This window comes from Mycobacterium sp. TKK-01-0059, assembly GCF_000709305.1.
GTDB classification, from domain to species: Bacteria; Actinomycetota; Actinomycetes; order Mycobacteriales; family Mycobacteriaceae; genus Mycobacterium; species Mycobacterium intracellulare.
The window spans coordinates 3,794,469-3,813,797 of the sequence record NZ_KL446993.1 but is presented as its reverse complement, the minus strand read 5'-3'; the positions used below and the strand labels follow the sequence as shown (position 1 = coordinate 3,813,797).

13 protein-coding genes are annotated in these 19,329 nt (G+C 67.3%); 3 read left to right on the top strand and 10 right to left on the bottom strand.

Annotation, left to right across the window (positions count from 1 at the left end; translation table 11 throughout):
- Positions 1 to 52: 52 nt before the first annotated feature.
- From K883_RS18000 to K883_RS17985, 4 genes are all read right to left on the bottom strand, one after another.
- A complete protein-coding gene (locus K883_RS18000; protein WP_369751691.1) occupies positions 53 to 1,246 on the bottom strand; it encodes an IS30 family transposase in 1,194 nt (397 codons plus the stop codon).
- Positions 1,247 to 1,333: 87 nt separating this feature from the next.
- Complete coding sequence (locus tag K883_RS17995; RefSeq protein ID WP_036455116.1) at positions 1,334 to 2,875, bottom strand: class I adenylate-forming enzyme family protein; 1,542 nt, start codon at positions 2,873 to 2,875, stop codon at positions 1,334 to 1,336.
- 2 nt (positions 2,876 to 2,877) lie between these two features.
- Positions 2,878 to 3,720 carry a thioesterase family protein gene (locus K883_RS17990; RefSeq protein ID WP_036455115.1) on the bottom strand — a complete coding sequence of 281 codons (843 nt, stop codon included), beginning with the start codon at positions 3,718 to 3,720 and terminating at the stop codon, positions 2,878 to 2,880.
- 100 nt (positions 3,721 to 3,820) lie between these two features.
- A complete protein-coding gene (locus tag K883_RS17985; protein WP_008255713.1) occupies positions 3,821 to 4,534 on the bottom strand; it encodes a VIT1/CCC1 transporter family protein in 714 nt (237 codons plus the stop codon).
- A 203-nt stretch (positions 4,535 to 4,737) separates the two neighbouring features.
- Here K883_RS17985 and K883_RS26935 point away from each other — a divergent pair, with 203 nt between their 5' ends.
- Entirely contained in the window at positions 4,738 to 5,370 is a 633-nt protein-coding gene (locus K883_RS26935; protein WP_014384434.1) for a hypothetical protein, read from the top strand.
- A 96-nt stretch (positions 5,371 to 5,466) separates the two neighbouring features.
- Here K883_RS26935 and K883_RS17975 read toward each other — a convergent pair whose 3' ends face one another.
- The 6 genes from K883_RS17975 to K883_RS17955 all read right to left on the bottom strand — a co-directional run bounded on the left by K883_RS17975 (position 5,467) and on the right by K883_RS17955 (position 11,002).
- Positions 5,467 to 6,102, bottom strand: coding sequence for a class I SAM-dependent methyltransferase (locus K883_RS17975; protein ID WP_014384433.1), 636 nt, complete (start codon positions 6,100 to 6,102; stop codon positions 5,467 to 5,469).
- Positions 6,099 to 7,031, bottom strand: a complete 933-nt coding sequence (locus K883_RS17970; RefSeq protein WP_036455114.1) for an SAM-dependent methyltransferase — start codon at positions 7,029 to 7,031, stop codon at positions 6,099 to 6,101. Before K883_RS17970 ends, K883_RS17975 begins: the two co-directional genes overlap by 4 nt.
- 133 nt (positions 7,032 to 7,164) lie before the next feature.
- Positions 7,165 to 7,455 (bottom strand): hypothetical protein, encoded by a 291-nt coding sequence (locus K883_RS28050; RefSeq protein WP_081914380.1) that lies wholly within the window; start codon positions 7,453 to 7,455, stop codon positions 7,165 to 7,167.
- A 143-nt stretch (positions 7,456 to 7,598) separates the two neighbouring features.
- A complete protein-coding gene (locus K883_RS17965; RefSeq protein ID WP_036455113.1) occupies positions 7,599 to 8,027 on the bottom strand; it encodes a nitroreductase family deazaflavin-dependent oxidoreductase in 429 nt (142 codons plus the stop codon).
- Between the two features lie 87 nt (positions 8,028 to 8,114).
- Positions 8,115 to 8,432, bottom strand: coding sequence for an STAS domain-containing protein (locus K883_RS17960; protein ID WP_014941710.1), 318 nt, complete (start codon positions 8,430 to 8,432; stop codon positions 8,115 to 8,117).
- The gene (locus K883_RS17955; RefSeq protein ID WP_036455112.1) at positions 8,432 to 11,002 is read right to left on the bottom strand and encodes a SpoIIE family protein phosphatase; all 2,571 of its coding nucleotides are present in this window, start codon (positions 11,000 to 11,002) and stop codon (positions 8,432 to 8,434) included. The genes K883_RS17960 and K883_RS17955 overlap by 1 nt, the downstream gene beginning before the upstream one ends.
- 206 nt (positions 11,003 to 11,208) lie before the next feature.
- On the opposite strand from K883_RS17955, the gene K883_RS17950 reads away from it, so the two are divergent.
- Both K883_RS17950 and K883_RS17945 read left to right on the top strand, forming a co-directional pair.
- Positions 11,209 to 18,612 carry a BTAD domain-containing putative transcriptional regulator gene (locus K883_RS17950; RefSeq protein ID WP_036455111.1) on the top strand — a complete coding sequence of 2,468 codons (7,404 nt, stop codon included), beginning with the start codon at positions 11,209 to 11,211 and terminating at the stop codon, positions 18,610 to 18,612.
- A complete protein-coding gene (locus K883_RS17945) occupies positions 18,609 to 19,307 on the top strand; it encodes a Type 1 glutamine amidotransferase-like domain-containing protein (protein ID WP_036455110.1) in 699 nt (232 codons plus the stop codon). Before K883_RS17950 ends, K883_RS17945 begins: the two co-directional genes overlap by 4 nt.
- Positions 19,308 to 19,329: the final 22 nt, after the last annotated feature.

Below are 19,329 nucleotides of genomic sequence, written 5' to 3'. Positions count from 1 at the left end.
AACGCCACGGCGAAAAATTCAGCCTCAAAGTCAAGTGGCTAATGCATTTTTGTTAGGCGGCTTGGTCGAGGAGGGCGGCCAGGCGTTGGGCGGGGGTGTCGAGGTCAAGGGTTGGGCGCGGTCGTCGGTTGAGGGTGTCTTGGATGCGTTTGAGGTCTGCTGGGGTGTAACCGCTGAGGTCGCTGCCCTTTTCGAACCAGAAGCGCAGGAGGCGGTTGGTGTTTTCGTTGGTGCCGCGTTGCCAGGGCGAGTGCGGATTGCAGAAATAGACCGGGGTGTTGAGTTGCAGGTGAATGTCGCGCCAGCGGGCCATTTCGCTGCCACGGTCCCAGGTGATTGATCGACGAAGGTGTTCGGGTAACTGGCGCATCGCTTCGATCATCGCGCCGGCCACCGTCTCGGCGGTGTGATCGCCGGGCAAATGCAGCAGCATCGTAAAGCGGGTGGACCGCTCGACCAGGGTGCCGATGGCGCTGTTGGGGCCGACGATCAGATCACCTTCCCAGTGGCCGGGCACCGCGCGGTCGGCGGCCTCGGCGGGCCGGTCGCTGATGGTGAACACATCGTGGAATTTCCCCCGCCGTTCGGTGTGGTCCCGGGATTTGCGGGCCGCGCGTTTCGTCGACAAACGCTTACTCAGGTCGGCGCGCAGTTGACCACGAGTTTGGACGTAGAGGCACTGGTAGATGGTTTCGTGGCTCACCCGTGCCAGCCTGTCATCGGGGTGATCGCGCGCCAAGACATCGGCGATCAGTTTGGGACTCCATCCCTGATCCATCCAGTCCTCTATGGCCTCGCATAGCGCGCGGTCTTGGAGTTTGAATGCTTTGGGACGCTTGGCTTTCTTGGCGGCGCGGGCATGGGCAAGACCAGCGTGGTAATCCCCGTCGGGATTGCGATTGCGTTTGAGCTCACGGGAGATGACGCTGGCGTCGCGGTCGAGCTCGTCGGCGATCTCGACCTGGGTGAGGCCCTTGTCCAGACCCCGCATAATCACCAGGCGTTCATCGAAACTGAGCCGGTGTCCCCGCGCGCCCGGCCGGGTCAGATCACCTGGTTCGGCAAGGCCGGTATCAGAGCCCGTACCACTTCGTAATTGCATTGATCCAGCGTCATGCCACCAGCTCCATCCGGTCTGGATCGACACACCGACCTGACGGCCGGCTTCACGCAATGATTCCCCTGCACACACCCGATCAAAGAACTCTCGCCGCATCGAACGCGGATAAGCAACTGACACCTGCAACCTCCTCAAACGTGGAAATTGCATTGACCGTATGAATCTGCCCAGCGGAATCTCGCCGTGGCGTTACACGTGCGCGAATAGGGAAGGTCAGCCAAACGCCGCGCGCAGGTCCTTTTTGATCACCTTGCCGAATTGATTGCGCGGGAGCGCGTCGACGACCACGAGATGTTCGGGGTGCTTGTAACGGCTCAGCCCCCGCGATTGGCAGTGTTGCACAAGGGATTCCAGCGTCACACCGTCGGCGGTGGCGGGCACCACGACGGCGCAGACGCGTTCGCCGGTGCGCGGGTCGGGGATCCCGATGACGGCGACGTCGGCGACGGCGGGATGGGTCGCGAGCGCATTCTCGATCTCGAGGGCGGAGATGTTCTCCGCGTTGCGGATGATCGCGTCTTTGGTGCGACCGGTGACGCGGACGTTGCCGTTCGCATCGATCAGGCCGAGATCGCCTGTGCGCAGCCACCCGTCGTTGTCGAAAGCCTCGGCGTCCAGCGAAGGATCGGCGTAACCGAGGAAACATTGGGGGCCCTTGAGTCGCAGCTCCCCCTCCTGGCCGGCGCCCAGTTCGACCTCGTAGTTGTCGACCACGCGAACCTTGACCCCGGGCACCGGCGGGCCGACGGTGTGGTCGAGCACCTCCGGCGGGGCGGTCAGGGGCGGCGAAGTCGCACACGGAAACTCGGTCATCCCCCACGCGTTGGCGATCCCGGCGATGCCGAAGGTCTCCCGGACCTGCCGTCCGAGTTCGGCGGTGATGGGCGCGCCTCCCGCCAGGCCACCCCGCACGGACGGAAACAACGGCCGATCACCGTGGGCGCGTTGGGCTTCCAGGAACGCCACGAAGAACGGGGTGGCGGTGCCCAGGAACGTCGGGTTGTGGGCGGCGATGGCCAGCGGCGTCGTCGCGGGGTCGAACGACGCGAACAGCGCCAGCCGCATGCCGGTCAGCAGGGCCGTCGCCAGCATCGCCGCCCCGCCGATGTGAGCGATCGGGAAGGCGATGGGGTCCACGTCGCTGCTCGTGGCCCCGACCATGCCCACCACCCCCGCCGAGCCGGCGATGACCGAGGTATCGGTGTGGCGGATCCCTTTGGGGTCCGCGGTGGTCCCGGAGGAGTAGTAGACCCAGCGGGCGTCGTCGGCCGATCGTGGGGGCGCGGGCAGGGAGCCGTGGTGGGCGCCGGGCAGCCGCAGCTCGCCGGACGGAGGCGTGTCCAGGTCGAGGGTGATGACCTCAAAACCCTTGTCCCGCGCCAACTCGCGGGCCAGGCCGCAGTGGTCGAAGCCGCGCCAAACGTACGGTGCCACAAGGAATTCGGTGTTCAACTGGCCGGTGATGAAGCCGACTTCGCTCTCGCGCAGCAACGGGATGATCGGGTTTTGCACCGCACCCAGCCGGGCCAGCGCGGACATCACCACCAGGGTTTCCAGCGTGGTGGGCAGCTGCCAGGACACCACGGTTCCCGCGCGGACACCCCGTTCGGCGAAGGCGGCGGCAGTGGCGCACGCGGCGTCGTGGAGCTGGCGTGCGGTCAGGCTGCGACCGTGCTCGTCGGCGAGAAGCGGCCGGTTCGATCCACGTTGCGCCGCATCGGCAATCAACGCCCAGAACGTGCCGGCGCCAGCCAACGTCAGCGAACCGTCGGGTCGGTGGAGGGCGGGCGAAATCCCGAATGCGCGACGGCGACCGACACACCGGTGCCGATCGGGCCCTTCTCGTCGACGAGTACCGCGGAGCCGCTGGCCACCCCGTCGTGGCTGTGATGCATGAGGGAAGCCAGCCCGATGTGCGGTCCCTCGGGCAGCCGGGTCAGCGTCAGCGTGTAGTCGACGTTGATGAATTCCAGGGAGTTGGTGCCCCAGTTGGCGATCGAGGCCGTGATGTCGCCCGCCATCGCGGCGCGGGTGAAGGCGGACAGCGGTTCGTCGTCGATCAACGGGCGGTTCTCGTGCAACCAGGTGTATTTCGGGCCATCGGTCTGGGGCCAATCCGGCTCGGGGTTCTGCACCTCCGAGCCCCAGCCGTAGGTGCGCATGAAAAGCGTCGGGGAAGTCTCACCCAGCGGCATCGGCGGCATCTGTACCGGCGGTGACCAGATGTGTCCGTCGGGCTGGAGACCGCGCCGCACGAACAGCGCGCTGGCCTGTGCCACGGGGGCGCCGTCCTGGATGATGACGGCCTCGACCAGGCGCAAACGCCGCCGGTCCTGCCGCACCTCGGTGTGCACCTCGAGCGGTTTGAGCGCCGTCGGCCGGGGCAGGTCGACGGTGAGCCGCGCGGGTTGCAGGTGCGCGTCCGGCGCGGCCCGCTCGACCGCCCACGCCAAGAGTCCGCCGACGACGTGGCCGCTGAGCGATGGGCCCCAGCCGCCGCGCGCGATTTGTGTTGGTACGAAATGTTTTTCGTCGCGCACGAAATACGGCGCCGGCTCCGCCCATCGGGCTTCATCCGGAACGAAATTGGGCTCGGCCACTGCATGACCCTTCGCGTGAGGGGATCGCGGAACCCTGCTGAGATCCGCAACCGTGAATGTTACAGTTGCGCTTCCAGTCGCTGGATGCGCACCGTGCCGGTCAGTCGATGGCGGCGCCCACCAGGTGACCGATCACGTAGGTGACCGTCAGTGCGAGGCTGCCCCCGATGGCGTTGCGCAGCACCGCGCGAAGCTTCGGCGCCCCGCCCAGGCCGGCCGAGACCGCTCCGGTGACCACCAGCGCCATCAGCACCGCCACCATGGTGACGGGGATCCGCCACGTGGTCGGCGGGGCCAGAATGGCGATCAACGGCAGCAGGGCGCCGATCGCGAAGGACAGGGCCGACGACGATGCCGCCTGCCACGGATTCGTCAGCTCCTCGGGATTGATGCCGAGTTCGACCTCGGCATGGGCCAGCAACGGATTCTGATCGGTGAGTTCCTCTGCCACGGTGCGCGCGGTGGCGGCCGTCAGGCCTTTCGCTTCATAGAGTTCGGCGAGCTCGTCCAGTTCGGCGGCCGGATCGTCGCGCAATTCGCGACGCTCCTGGCGCAGCAACGCCCTTTCCGTGTCGCGTTGGGTGCTGACGGATACGTATTCGCCGAGGGCCATCGACACCGCTCCGGCGACCAGCGCGGCGCTTCCGGCGGTCAAGATCGGCGCTCGCAGGGTCGTTGCTGCCGCAACCCCGACGACGATGCCCGCGGTGGAGACGATCCCGTCGTTGGCGCCCAGCACGCCCGCGCGCAGCCAATTCAGCTTCGAGGACACCGATCCGACATGCGGTTCGGCCGGATGTGACGTAGTCGACACGGCGGCAACGATATAGAGGAAAACCCTGGCCGACTAGCCAACCTAGCCTTGCCAAACCGGTGCGTGTCGATGCCCCGCCCAAGCATTGCATGGGCCAGACACAGCTAGTCCATAGGGAAGCTATCTAGCGTCTGGGTTGTGTCGGGGGGAGGTTCCGAGCACATCCCTAGTTGAAGAAGTCCCTAGTGGATAGGTGAAGCACCATGAAGTTGAAGCAGCTTGTCGGAGGGGTGACCATCGCCGGCGCGCTCAGCGCCGCGGCCCTGGGAATGGGCGCCGGGTTTGCCAACGCCGCGCCGGGCGGTCCGCCGCCCGGTCCCGGTGGTCATGGCGCACCGCAACCCGGGGGCTTCCACGCCCCCACCGGGCCCAACGATCCCGGCGGACCCGGTGGTCCTGGCGGTCCCGGTGGTCCTGGTGGTCCGCCCGGGGGCCCGGGTGGACCCGGTCATTCCGGTGGGCCTGGCGGGCCTGGCGGCCCCGGCGGCCCCGGTCCCGATCACCCCGGCGGTCCGGGCGGTCCGGGTGGTCCCGGCGGCCCCGGTCCCGATCACCCGGGTGGACCCGGTGGTCCGGGCGGACCCGGTGGTCCGGGCGGCCCGTGGCACGGCGATGACCAGCGCGGCTACTTCCACGGCGCCCCGTGGGGCGACGGGCCCGGCCCGTGGGGCCCGGGCGCACCGCCGCGGCCGGCGTGGGATCGACCGCTCCCCCCGCCCGGCGGTCACTGGGTTTACGGCCCGATCGACTACTGGGGCTACCAGGAAACGCCGTACTGGAACCCTCGTTTCAACCAGTGGGGATTCGACTTCTTCGGGGTCTGGATTCCGCTGTAAAGATCGCTGAACGCGATGCCCGCCTCGCCGATCGGCGACGCGGGCATCGTCGTTTAATGCGTTGGCGGCGAACGCTTCCGCGGTTCGACGCGAGTTTCAGCGTTTGGTGCCGACGGTCAACAGGTCGGACACGAGGCGGGTCCAGACCGGCCGCGGGATCCGGTGCTGATCGCTGATCACGAACCCGGCGTCTTCGAACAGCGCCCGCATCTCGGGCGCCGACGTGTTGTGTTGCGGCTTCCACCGGTTCTGCGCGGAAGACTGCAGCCGCGGTTGCCGCGTGCTCAGGGCCGACACGGCCACCAGGCCGCCGGGCGCGAGCACGCGATGGAATTCGCGCAGCGCCGCGGGCTGATCGAAGAAGTGGAACGCCGAGGTCGTCACGACCGCGTCGAGCGCACCGTCGTCGAAGGGAAGCTGTTCGGCCGGGCCGCGCAACCACTGCACCCGATCCGATTTGGCCCGGGCCTGGCTGAGCATGCCGTCGGACATGTCGACGCCATAGATCTCGTCGGGATTCAGTTCACGCTGGATCCGGTCACTGAGAATCCCCGTGCCGCAGGCGATATCAGCGATCTTTCGCGCTCCGTGGTTGCGCAGCTGCGCGATCACCTCATTGTGCGGCGGCCGGTATACCCACTGCTGCAGGAACGGCAGGTCGTAGGCCGGCGCGAGGAGGGTCCACATCCGGGTGACGGCTTCGTTGAGCCCGCGGCGCTGCGGTGCGGTCACTTGGCCAGCACCGAGCTGAAGTAGACGGTGTCAGCCACCGAGACCGAGTCGTTGGTCTGCGGGATCGAGTCCAGGCCGAAGTCCGCCAGCAGCTCACTCATCTGGACGCCGACCGAGCGCCAGCCCAGGTTGTCGAGGTACGCGGCGACGTCGCTGCGCTCGCCCTGGTAGCCGAGATCACCGAATTCCAGGTCGAAGCCGTGCTCACGCCATTTCGCGGTGGCCCTGCGCATCATTTCCTGAGCTTTCTCGGTGTCTACCTCGGACATGTCCGGAATAGCTTCGCACGCCAGCCGGCTGCCCTCGGCGCTGAGTGCGGTGATGTTGTCCAGCAGGCGGTCCTGCGCCTCGGGCGGCAGATAACCGAAGAGCCCTTCCGCGATCCACGCCGTGGGCCGGCTCTTGTCGAATCCCGCGTCCGCCAAGGCTTTTGGCCAATCGTTGCGCAGATCGACGGGGACCGTGCGCAGCTCGGCCTGCGGGGCGGCGCCCAGCTCTCCCAGGGCGGCGGCCTTGAATTCGATCACCTGCGGCTGATCGATCTCGAACACCGTCATGTCGGCGGGCCAGGGCAGCCGGTAGGCGCGTGCGTCCAGGCCGGACGCCAAAATCACCGCCTGCCGGATCCCGGCCTGCGTCGCGGCCTGGAAGAACGAGTCGAAGAAGCGGGTGCGGGCAGCCATCGCGGCAGGCATGTGTTCGAGCTTCCAGCCGGACTCGTGGTCGTCGACATCGGCGGCGACCAGGTCGCCGGAGACCCAGCGCGTGAAGAAGTCCACGCCGACGGCACGAACCAGGGGCTCGGCGAATCGGTCCTCGATCAGCGGGTTGTCGGCGTTGGTCGCGATCGCCCGGGCGGCCGCCACCATCGTGGCGGTCGCACCCACACTGGTCGCAAGGTCCCAGGTGTCGTTGTCTGTGCGTGGCATGCGGCTGTTGTCCCCCTCGGAATCGGATTACTTAGCCGGTATAACGACCGGCGGGCGGGTGGAGTTCCCGCGCGCCGACCATCCGGCGATGTCGCCGATTCCAGGCGGGCGTTGCCGCAGCTAAGCGGGCCTTTTAGTGCGCTCCTGGGTGGCCGGGCGCCCCGGGTCCACCGGGCCCTCCCGGTCCACCCGGTCCACCCGGTCCGCCGGGCCCACCCGGTCCGCCGGGCCCGCCGGGGCCACCCGGGCCATTTGCGGCCGGAAGCAAGAACACGCACTCATTCAGCTCGACGCTCCAGCCCCAGCCCGGGGCGCATTCACCGTCGGCGCGGGAGATCGCGGACGTCCCGAGCACCGTCACCGGCAACCCCGTCAGCGCGAGGGCGAACACGCCGATCAGGGAGCGCCGCAGGTACCGTCTCATCGCCGACCTCATTTCGTCCTTTGGGGCAGGGCGCGCGGCGTTGGCCCGTCGCATCAGGCCCGACCCGCGCACATCATTGTGCGGCAATCGACGCGTTAGCGTGCCGAATCGGCGGACCTGAATGTTGTTGGCGGCTCGCGCCTTCAGTCGGTCATCAATTCGAAGACCGGGATGACGCGATCGGTGCGTTGCTGGTATTCGCCGAAGCCGGGAGCGCGCTCGACGATGACGGGATAGATCAAATCCCTTTCCTCGCGCGGCAATTCGCGCGCGGTCACCGACTTGGGAGCGTCGGAGCCGATCTCGACGGTCACGTCGGGGATGGCGCGGATGTTGTGCACCCACGCGGGATGCTTGTCTCGGCCCGCCGCCGAGCCGACGATATAGATTTTGTCGTCGATGTCGAAGTAGGCGACCAGGTTGACGCGTTGGGCGCCGCTGCGCGCACCCTCTGACGTCAGCAACAACAGCGGGAAGCCCTCGAACTGTCCGCCGACCTTGCCACCATTGCGGCGAAACTCTTCGATGTTGTGCTCGTTGAATTCCCGTTCCGAGCTCAGCGCGTCCTCCATTACGCCATCGTGGCACGCAGGAGGCACATGGGCCAGCCATAACAGGTTATATGTTGCGCCGCAAGGATATTCAACGCCGAGAAAGTGTTAGCGCTTCTCGGTCGGCGGCGCGGTGACGATGGCGGTGAGCTCGGTCAGGCCGCTGACCTTGAGGACGGGCATCAGGATCGGGTGCGCGACCAGCTCAATGCGGTCGGCGTGGGCGGCCAGGGCATTGATGGCGGCGCTGTCGAGGTACTCCACGGCGCTGAGATCGACAAGCACCGCCCCGTCGCTGCCGGTGGCGGCGGTGGACAGGGCCAGGGTGAAGGCGTCGACATTGGTCAGGTCGATTTCCCCCGATGCGACCAGCACGAGTTTCCCGTCGCGCCCGCGCGCGGTGTCGAGCGTTAGCGGCGTGGTCATCAGGTGATCCGCGCCGATAGGTGAACGGTGGTTCCGTCGTGCGCCGGTCGGATGTCGACGTCGTGCATCAGGCTTCGCATCAGCGGGATGCCCCGGCCGCGACGATGATGGGAGGCCGGCTGCGGAGCCTTCCACGAACCGGTGTCCGTGATCGTCAACTTCACCTCATCGCCCACCGCGACCGCGCCGAGCCGAATGAGGCCATCCGGTCTGTGCCGGTGGCCGTGCTCGATCGCGTTGGCGACCGCTTCCCCGGCGGCAACCAGCACGTTCAAGGCCTCCTCGGGGCCCACCCGGACGCGGGCCAACCACTTACGCAAGGCGTTGCGGGTGGGCGCGAGCTGGCTGACATCGGCGGGGAAGTTCAGCTCCAACGGCGCCGGATGACGGTAGAGCAACAGGACGACGTCGTCCTGGTACCCGCCCGGCGGCGCGACGCGGGTCATGACCTGGTTGGCCAGATCTTCCAGTCCCAGCGTTCGGGCGTCCTGCGCGACGTCGGCGACGCGAAAGATGCCCCGATCCAGCGGACTGCGGCGACGCTCGACCAGCCCGTCGGTGTAGAGCAGCAGGGTCGTGCGCGCCGGTATGGTCACGCGGGCCTCCGGGCGCGACCAGTCCCCCCGTATTCCCAAAGCAATGGTGTGGCCGTCGTCGAGCAACTGGGTGCTGCCGTCGCCGTGCACCAGGATGGGCGGCGGGTGCCCGGCGCTGGAGTAGACCAGTTCACCGGTGTCGGGGGTCAGGACCGCGCACACCGCGGTGGTGCATTGCGCGCCGGGCAGCCGCGCGGCGAAGCGATCCAACCCCGCGAGAGCTGCAGCGGGGCTTGGGTTTTCGAACAACAGCGCACGACAGGCGCTGCGCACCTGACCCATCACCGCGGCGGCGGCGAGGCCATGGCCGACACAGTCGCCGACAACCAACGCGATGCGCCCGTCCTCGAGGTCGACGATGTCGTACCAATCGCCGCCCACTTGCAACGGCCTTGTGGCGGCCTGGTAGCGCACCGCGAATCCGGTGGGCAGATCGGCCGGGCCGAGGATCGCGTGCTGCAGGGCCAGAGCGGTTTCGCGCTGCTGGTCGACTTGGTGCACCCGTTGCAGACCCTGACCGAGGCGGCCGGACAGCACGGTGAGCAAGGTCTGGTCCTCCAGGGTGAACGGGCGTTGCTCGGCCAGGTCGATCCAGACGACGAGCACGCCCTCGGGGTGCTGCAGCGCAATGCCCGCCGTCCCCGGCTGCGTCGTCGTCGGGGTGAGTAAGTCGCCGTCCCGCAACGAGCTGAGCGCCTCTTGCGTGTGGGACGGCAGGTCGGCCCACTGCGCCGGCTCGCCCACCGACACCACGTGTGGCGCGCCGAAGGCCGTCTCCGCAGACGAGCCGTACGTCGGAAAGGTGACGGCCAGGACCCGGCGCGCCCGCCACAGCCGGCGCAGTTCTTCGGCGGCGGTGTGGACCGCTTCCTCGACCGTATCGGCTTGGGCCAGTTCCTGATTGAGCGCGTGTTCGCGGCCCGCCGCCAGCGCCAACGCGATCGCGGCATGCCGGGCGAAGTCGCTGACGAGGTCGAGGTAGTCGTTGCCGAACGGGGGCTGGCGCGGGTCGCGCGCGACGGCGATGACACCGAGCACCGCGCCGTCCGCGATGAGCGGGATGACGATCGCCGGGCGTTCACCGACATCGGTGAAGCCCTCGATCGGGTATTGGAAGGAATCGGTGATCAGCGGCAGACCGCGTCGCGCCACACCGCCCGTGGTCGAGCGCTCCATCGGGACCTGCCGACCGATCACTTCCGACGAATAGCGGCCCGCCGTCGCGGCCACGACCAGGGTGTCGGCCTCGTCGGCGGGCGAGTCCGGCTCCCGGGGCACCAGCAAGATCGCCTGCTCGGCGCCGGCCAACTCCAGCGCCCGGTTCACGATGAGCTGCAGCGGCCCCGTCTGCGGGTCGCCGGACAGCAGCGCGGTCGTGATCTCGCGGCTGGCCGTCGTCCATTTCGCCGTTTCACGCTCGCGCTCGAAGAGTCGTGCGTTGTCGATGGCGGCGGCGGCCGCCGTGGCCATCGCTCGTACGGCACCCTCCTGCGAGTCGGTGAAGACGCGCCCGGGCCGGTCGTCGGCCAGGTAGAGGTTGCCGAAGTTGGCCGCCCGCACGGTGATCGGGATTCCCAGGAACGCCCGCAACGGTGGGTCCTGCGTGGGCAGCCCGGCGGTCTGCGGATCGGCGCTCAGATCGTCGACGCGCAGCCCTTCGCCGACCGGGAGGTCGCCGAGCCGTCGCGCCGCGTCGCCGTCGATGCCCGCGTGCACGAAGGACACGAGGCTGCCGTCGGGGGCGCGGATGCCCAGGGCGGCGTAGCGGGCGCCGGTCAGTTCCATCGCCGCTTTGAGGACGCGGTGCAGCGTCACGTCCAGGTCCAGATCGGAGCCGAGCTCGACGATGACCCGCACCAGTTGTTCCATCTGGTCGCGCGCCGCGACCAGCTCATCGAGCTGGTCGTGCATCTGGCCCACCAGTTCGCGCCGGCCCTGCCAGGTGAAGGCGGAGTCATCCCGGTCGCTGTCCATAGGCACCAAGGTAGTGCGTGGTGTTGCCGGCGCGCGGGCGCTGCGGCCTTTACTGAATCTTGACCGGGTATTGAATTGCCCCGCCGACGATAGGCGAGGTGAGTACCCTTTTAGCGGTGGAACTGGGGGTTTTAGGCCCTCTCCAGGTCCGGCGAGGCGGAGCGGCCGTCGGTATCCCGGGCGCGAAACCTCGCGCCATCCTCACCATGCTCGGACTGCACGACGGTTCCGTTGTGCCGGCCGACACGCTCGTCGAGTTGCTGTGGGGCGAGGACCCGCCGCGCACCGCCGACAAAGCCCTGCAGACCCACATCTCCTCGCTGCGCCGCACGCTCGGTGACGGCTTCGTCCTGACGCAAGGGGCGGGTTGGGTCCTCGCCGACAGCGAGGTCGATGCCTCGCGGTACAAGACGGCCGCCCGACTGGGACGCGCGGCCGCCGCCGCGGGCGACACCGGCCAAGCGGTGGCCCGGTTCGACGAGGCCCTCGCGCTATGGCGCGGAATCCCCGAACTTCCCGATGGCCGGCGCGGCACGTCCGAGAAAACGCGGTGGATGGAGGGCCACGCCGCGCTGGTGGAGGATCGAGCCGACGCGTTGCTGGCGACGGGCCGCGCCGCGGAAGTCATCGGCGATCTCGAGGCCGCGGTTGCCGACGCTCCGCTGCGCGAAAGACGGTGGGGCCAGCTGATGCTCGCCCTCTACCGCGCCGGCCGGCAAGGCGAAGCCCTCGGCGCGTACCAACGAGCGCGGCGGCTGCTGGCCGACGAGCTGGGGGTCGATCCCGGACCGGAACTTCGCCGGCTCGAGGCCGCGATCGTCGCGCAGGACTCCTCGCTGGACATTGCTGTGGCACAACATGTTCCGTCGGTGACCCGCGCGGTGACGTTCCTACTCACCGATATCGAGGGGTCGACGGCCGCCTGGGAGGCCGAAGCCGGGGCCATGGCGGTGGCCCTCGCCCGCCACGACGAGCTGATCGAACACGTGGTCACGTCGCGTGGCGGTCGGCTGATCAAGACGCGCGGCGAGGGCGATGCAACCTTCTCGGTCTTCGAACGGCCGTCCGCGGCCGCCTCGGCCGCGGTCGAGTTGCAGGACGCGATCGCTCATGAACCCTGGGGGCTGCGGCACCCCATCCGCGTCCGGGTGGCGCTGCATACCGGCGAGGTCGAGCTTCGCGACGGCGACTACTTCGGCCGGGCCGTCAACCGCGTCGCGCGGCTGCGGTCGCTGGCCGAGGGGGGCCAGATCCTGTGCTCGGGCGCGACCGCCGAGCTCGTCATCGACTCGCTCGCCGACGACGTGGTGCTCACCGACCTGGGGATGCGGCAGTTGCGGAATCTCGCGCGGCCCGAGCACGTTTTCGAGCTGCGACTGGAAACCGCTGAACGGCGTCCGCAGTCGCCGGCGGCCGAAACGCCGATGTTGCGCCCCGCACTGCCCGCGGTGCTCGTCGGTCCCGGGCCGTTCGTCGGGCGCGGCCGCGAACTCGAAGGTCTGCTGTCGGCGTGGCAGAGCGCACTGACGGGGGGCGTGCGCACGGTGCTGATCGCCGGCGAACCCGGCGTGGGCAAGACCCGCCTTGCCGGTGAGTGGTCGCAGCGGGCCCATGAAATGGGCGCGGTCGTGCTGTACGGCCGGTGCGACGAGGACCTCGGAGCGCCCTATCAACCGTTCGCGGAAGCGCTGCGTGCGCTCGTGCCGTGTATGGGCGCTGAGCGGCTGCGGGGACTGCGTGGCGTCGAGGCGTTGCTGGCGCTCGTGCCCGCGCTGGCCGATGTGGTGCCAGACCTCGCTCCCCCGGCGCACGCGGATCCCGACACCGAGCGGTACGCACTTTTCGATGCCGTCGTTGCCCTGCTCGAAATCGCCTCCGCGAGCGCACCGGTGCTCTTGATCCTCGATGACCTGCACTGGGCGGCCAAGCCGACGCTGCTCCTGCTGCGGCACCTGCTGCGCTTCGGCGACCACGCCCGCGTGCAGATCGTCGGCACCTACCGCAGCACCGACCTCGACCGCTCCCACCCCCTGGCGGCGATGCTCGTCGACCTGCATCGCGACGGCACGGCCAACCGGCTTAACCTCGGCGGCCTCGACGAGGACGACGTGACCACTTACGTCACCGAAGCCGGCTACGACGACGACGAACTCGCGCACGCGCTGGCGTCGGTCACCGGCGGTAACCCTTTCTTTCTCATCGAGGCCCTGCGCCACGTCGACGAGAGCGGCGGCGTGTGGGACCAGAGCACCCTTCCTCAGGGCGTACGAGAAGCCGTGAGCCGCAGGCTTTCTCGGCTGCCCGTCGAGACCAACAAGGCGCTCGCCGCGGCCGCTGTCGTCGGCAGCCGGTTCTCCCTTGAACTGGTGGAGCAGGTGGTCGGCAACGACCTCATCGACGCGTTCGATGAAGCACGCAACGCCGGCATCGTCATCGAAGAACCGGGCGGCAACTACCGGTTCAACCACGCCCTGGTCCGGCAGTCGCTGCTGGCCGAGCTGGCGTCCGTGCGGCGCATGCGGCTGCACCAGCGCATTGCGACGACACTGGAGACGATGCCGGGCGCCGACGACGAATTGTTGGCCGAGTTGGCGCATCATTATTTCGAGTGCGCTTGGGCGGGAAACGCGGCCAAGGCAGTCTTGTACTGCCGGCGCGCGGCGGACCAAGCGATGACACGACTGGCCTACGAGGGTGCTGCCGACCTGTACCGCCACGCGCTGCACGCGCTGGAAGAGCTCGATGATGAGCTGCCCGATCGCGACGATCAGGCCGCCGAGCTGTTGGTCGCGCGTTGCGAGGCCTTGTTGGCCGCCGGTGACGTGACGTCGGCCGCGGGCGCTGTCTCCCAATTACGGGCGGCGACAGTCGATTCGGCCCGGCTTGCGGCGTGGGCAACCTGCTTCGACGGGCAGCTCTCGATGCTGATCCACCCCGAGCGGTTGGACGAGGTCGAAGGCGCGTTGGCCGCGGCTGCCACCAAACTCGCCGAACAAGACGACGCCGCCGGAGAAGCCACGGCGCACACCGTCCGCGCTGGGTGCCTCGCCCGTCTCGGGCGGATCGCCGACTGCGAGGGCGCCCTCGACGACGCGCTGAACGCGGCGCGTCGCGCGCGCGAACACCGCCGCGTGAACGCGGTTTTGGCGGGTGCTCCCCTCGCGGCGCTGTGGGGCCCCAACCCGGTGCCCCGTGCGGGCGGGCGGTGCCTGGACGTGGTGCGGCTGCTGCGGATCACGACCGACTCCCCCGCCGTCGAGGCCACCTCGACACGATGCCAGGCCGTGTTGGAGGCCTTTCGGGGCCGCGCGGCCGCGGCGCGTCGGATGATCGACTCGGCCCGGCGCACGGTGAGCGAGCTCGGCTTGCGTCATGCGCTATTGGAAGTTGAGCAGTTCGCCGGGATCGTCGAGCTCATCGTCGACGATCCGGCCGCCGCCGAGCCGCATCTGCGGAAGGCCTGCAACGGCTTTCGTCGCATGGGCCTGGATGCGGACACCGCCGAGACCGCCGCGTTGTTGGGCCGCGCATGCCTTGCGCTCGGGTGCGATGACGAGGCGGACGAATTGTGTTCGGAGAGCGAGCGTCTCGCCGGGCACGCGCTGAAGGCGTCGATCGCGTGGCGGACGCTTCGCGCGCATTTGCTGGCGCGGGACAACGATCACGCTGCGGCTAGGCAGGTTGCCGAGGCGGCTGTCACTTTGGCGGAACGCACAGACGCGCTGGTTGACCACGGCGACGCCTGCCTGACGTTGGCAACGGTTTTGGGGGGCGCCGGCGACGTCGTGGCGGCGCGCGAGGCCGCCGAACAAGCGGTCGAGCTGTACGAACGCAAAGGCGCCGTGGCGCTTGCGGAGAGGGCGCGCGTGATCCTCGGCGAGACTGCCGTTGCACCCACCCCGCCTCCATCAGAGGGGCCAAGGGCCGAATTAGACAACGCATGCGTGCGAGCGGGCGAAAACGTGGTGGCCGCCATAAATCGTGAGGCCTGGGACGAGTTTGAGCGGCTATTCGCGCCAGATGGATTTATCGAGAGCCGCCGCAAGATTGTCGGCTTTGGACAGGTCGACGTCCCACCGGGCGAGTTTCCACGTGTGAACAGGCGTGTTTTGGAGACAGTTCCTATGCGGCTCACCCAAACGGTTATCGCCGTGCGAGGCGAGCGTCTAGCGCTCGCCCGATTGGTGGTAGGCGCGGAGGACGTCGGCCCCGGGGCGCCGCAGGACGAATTCCTCCTGCTTTATGGCATTGATGAAGACGGCCAGATCTCCCTGCAAGTGTGGTTCGACCTCGAAGACGTGGACGCCGCACTCGCCGAACTCGATGCCGTTCGGTTCGGAGCAGAGGGACCGAACCTGCGAAGTCTGAAGAACTCGGCAACCCGCGTGTACGAACGCTTCTGGTCGTACTTCGCCGCCCGCGATTGGAACGCCCTGGCAGCCACCGTCTCCGAAGACTTATCCGGCGCCGATCATCGACGGGTCGTGAATGCCGGGGACCGAGGTAGCCGAGAATCCGTGATCGAGGATCTGCAGGTGGCCGCCGACCTCGGGTTCACGATAGGGATGGCCGACGTCGTAGCGATCCGCGGTGAGCGCCTCGCCCTCACACGGGTGCGTGCGTCCGGTCGCGACCCGGAGACGATTCAAAACGATGCCTTCAATCTCGTCGAGATCGACGCCGACGAGCGAATCTCGTCGATCGTCGTCTACGACCTGGACGACTTCGACAGTGCCATAGGCGAACTCGACGCTCGATATCTCGCCGGCGAGGCGGCCGCCCAGACGCACACATGGGAGGTAATCGCGGAGGCCTACGCGGCGCTCAACCGACGCGAAGTCCCCGCCACGACACCGGATTTCGCAAGCATCGACCACCGACGGGGGACGGCGTTCGCGCCTGGTGACCTGATCGCATATGTCCGCGCTGCCTGGGATCTCGGACAAGACGGCAGCACCTACATCGAGGCTGTACATCGGCTAAACAACATCGGCGCGGTCGTCGCCCACGTGACGAACGGAAACTTCCAAGAGGGCTTCGACGCCGAGTGGCGGGAAGTCTTCCTTCTCACGATCGAAGGCGACCTGCTCAACCGCTGCGAGCTATTTGGCGAGGGAGACCTCGACACCGCGCTCGCGAGATTCGAGGAGCTCGGGCGGCCTGCCACAAGGTTGGAAAACGCGGCGAGCCGCGCGGGCGAGCGTTACCTAGCGCAATTCGCGGCTCACGACTGGGACGCTATGGCGGAGACGCTTTCCGAAGACTTTTCCAACGATGATCGACGTCGTGTGGTAGGCGCTGGAATCCAGCATGGTCGAGACGCCCAGATCGCGCATATGCGGACAGTTGCCGACCTGTGGACCACGGAGGTGATGCCGACGACCATAGCGACTCGCGGGAGGCGCCTTGCCCTCATGCGTCTCCGCTTCTCGGGGCGCGATCAAGGACCCGACACATTTCTCAACGAGGTACTCGGAGTGCTCGAGATCGACTCTGACGAGAGAATCGCCGCAGTCGTCTTCTTCGAAGTCGACGACTTTGACGTCGCGATAGCCGAACTCGACGCTCGCTATCTCGCCGGAGAACCCGCTCCTTACGCGCGCGCGTGGCAGGTCATCACGCGAGGCTATGCCGCCGCCAACAGGAACGAAGTTCCCGGCATGACACCGGATTCGGTGTTCGTGGACCATCGAGCGGCCTTAACGACCGAACGGGAGGACCTGAAGGGATACCTTCCCGCCCTGTGGGACCTCACGCCAGACGTCAAAGTCTACGTCGAAGCGGTGCATCGGCTGAATGAACTGGGAGCGGTCATGACCCATACTGCGCGCGGCACTTCGCAGGAGGGCTTTGATGCCGAGTGGCGGACAGTCGTCGTTGGCGTAACCGACGGCGATCTCTACCGCCGCGTCGAGGTCTTCGACGAGTCCGACCTCGACGCCGCGAATGCGAGGTTCGAAGAACTCAGCCGGCCGACAACCGAGCTCGTGAATGCGGCTGCCCGAGTGGCCGAGAAATTCCTAGCGCACTATGCGGTCCGCGACTGGAAAGCAATGGCAGAATTGCTCGCCGAGGACGTTTTCTCAGACGACCGTCGTCGAGTCGTAAATGCCGGGGTCCGGCGTGGTCGCGATGCTGAACTGGCGAATTGGCGTGCTACTAGTGAAGTCTGGAGCACTCACGTGGCGTCGACCGTCGCTATCCGCGGAGAACGCCTCGCGCTTTTTCGCAACGCCTTCACAAACCACGACAAGGCCTCTACGGCGTATTCCGCTGCGGCGTTCGCCGTTGTCGAGATCAACGACAACAACCGAGTTGCGGGTTACGTCGTATTCGAGGCGGACGAACTCGACGCGGCCATCGCCGAACTCGATGCGCGGTACCTCGCCGGGGAGGCCTCCACCCACTCCCACACCTGGACGGTGGTGACGAAAGCCTTTGTGGCGCTGAACCAGCGGAAAATCCCGGCGACGACATCTGATTGGGTAAACATCGATCACCGACGACTCGTGCCGGTCGGCACGGGTGATCTGGCGGCATATCTCTCTGTCGCATGGGAACTTTCGCCGCAGTCCTACCTCTACGTTGCCGCCGTGCACCGCCTGAGCAACCTAGGCGCGGTGATCACTCATGTCGCGGCTGGGACTTCGCGCGAGGGGTTCGACGCCGAGTGGCAGGTAATCGACGTGATGACTTTCGAAGGCGATCGGATCAATCGCTGTGAGCTATTCGACGAGTCCGACCTCGACGCCGCGCTCGCGAGGTTCGATGAGCTGCACGGCCAGACGCGGAGGCTGGAGAACGCGGCAAGCCGCGCAGAACACCGGCTCTTTGACCGCTCGAGCACCCACGATTGGGCGGCGATAGCCGAAATCTTGGCCCCGGACAGTTTTGTCGACGATCGACGTCGAGTGGTGAATGTCGGCTTCTGGGACGGTCGCGATGCCGTGATGGCAAATATGCGAGCACTCGCCGAGGGCCTCGCGCAGGTGTCCTTGACGGTGATCGCGACTCGTGGAAAGCGCCTCTCGCTCGCCCGCGTCCGCTCGATCAATCCCGACTCCCGGCGGGAGGGATTCGCGGTAGAGCTGCTGGGAATCGCCGAAATTGACACCGACGGGCGGATCGCCGCCCACGTTTTTTTCGACGCCGACGATATCGATGCTGCCTTCGAGGAACTCGATGCGCGCTACCTCGCCGGCGAAGCTGCCGCGTACGCGCACACTTGGTCGGTGACTTCAAGGGCTAACGCCAAATTCAATCGTCACGAGCTTCCCGCGACGACGCCGGATCCGGTTTACATCGATCATCGATCGCTCGTATCGATCGAGGGGGTTGATCTGGCCACATCCGTGGGTGCCCTGTGGGACCTCACTTCGGATACCAGCGCCTACATCGAAGCCGTGCATCAGCTCACCGAATACGGAACCGTCACTACTCAAGTGCTGAAATTGACCTCGCAAGAGGGATTTGACGCGGAATTGCGGTTGACCTACGTGATCGTGGTGGAGGGAAACCTGCTTAGCCGCGTCGAAGTCTTCGAGGAGTCAGATCTCGAGGTGGCCCTTGCGCTCTTCGATCAGCTTACCGGCAAAGAACAGCCGAAGTGACAGCGCCACAACGCCAACCGCTCTATCTGCTGGCGGATAGTCAGCTGCTGTTCTGGAAGCGCGACGGTCGCCTGCTACTAGAAGCGGCGCTCGACCAATTGCATCGAGACGAGCCGTTGAGCGCCGCCTACCTCGGGGCCTCCAACGGGGACCGGCCGGAATTCTACGAAATCTTCGAGGCGGCCATGGACGCCGTCGGGATCACCGATCGTCGCATGATCCACTCGTCGTTCGACCGGGTCGACCGCGCCTTCCTCGAGGGCGCTCAAGTGATCGTCCTCGCGGGCGGCGATGTCCGTCTGGGCTGGAACACCTTCGAGGAAACCGGCATGCAGGAGACGATCCTCGACCGCTACGGCAAAGGCGCTGTTCTGGTTGGTATTTCGGCGGGCGCGATCCAGCTCGGACGCTACGGAATCGTCGAGACGCCCCAGTCCCACGGCACCGAACTGCTCGACGTTTTCGGCCTCGTCCCGATGGTGATCGACGTGCACGACGAACGCGGCGGGTGGGCCCGGCTGACGCGGACAATCCAATCGCTGCACGGAGATGCGACCGGGCTCGGCATCCCCACGGGCGGCGGAGTCGTCGTCCACGCGGACGCCAGCATCGAGCCCGTGCGCCATCCCGCGCACATAGTCGCTTACGACGGCACCGCCGTCACGCACTCACTGTCGCGACCGACGGGAACCTGACGTTCCTTGACGGCCACCCAGC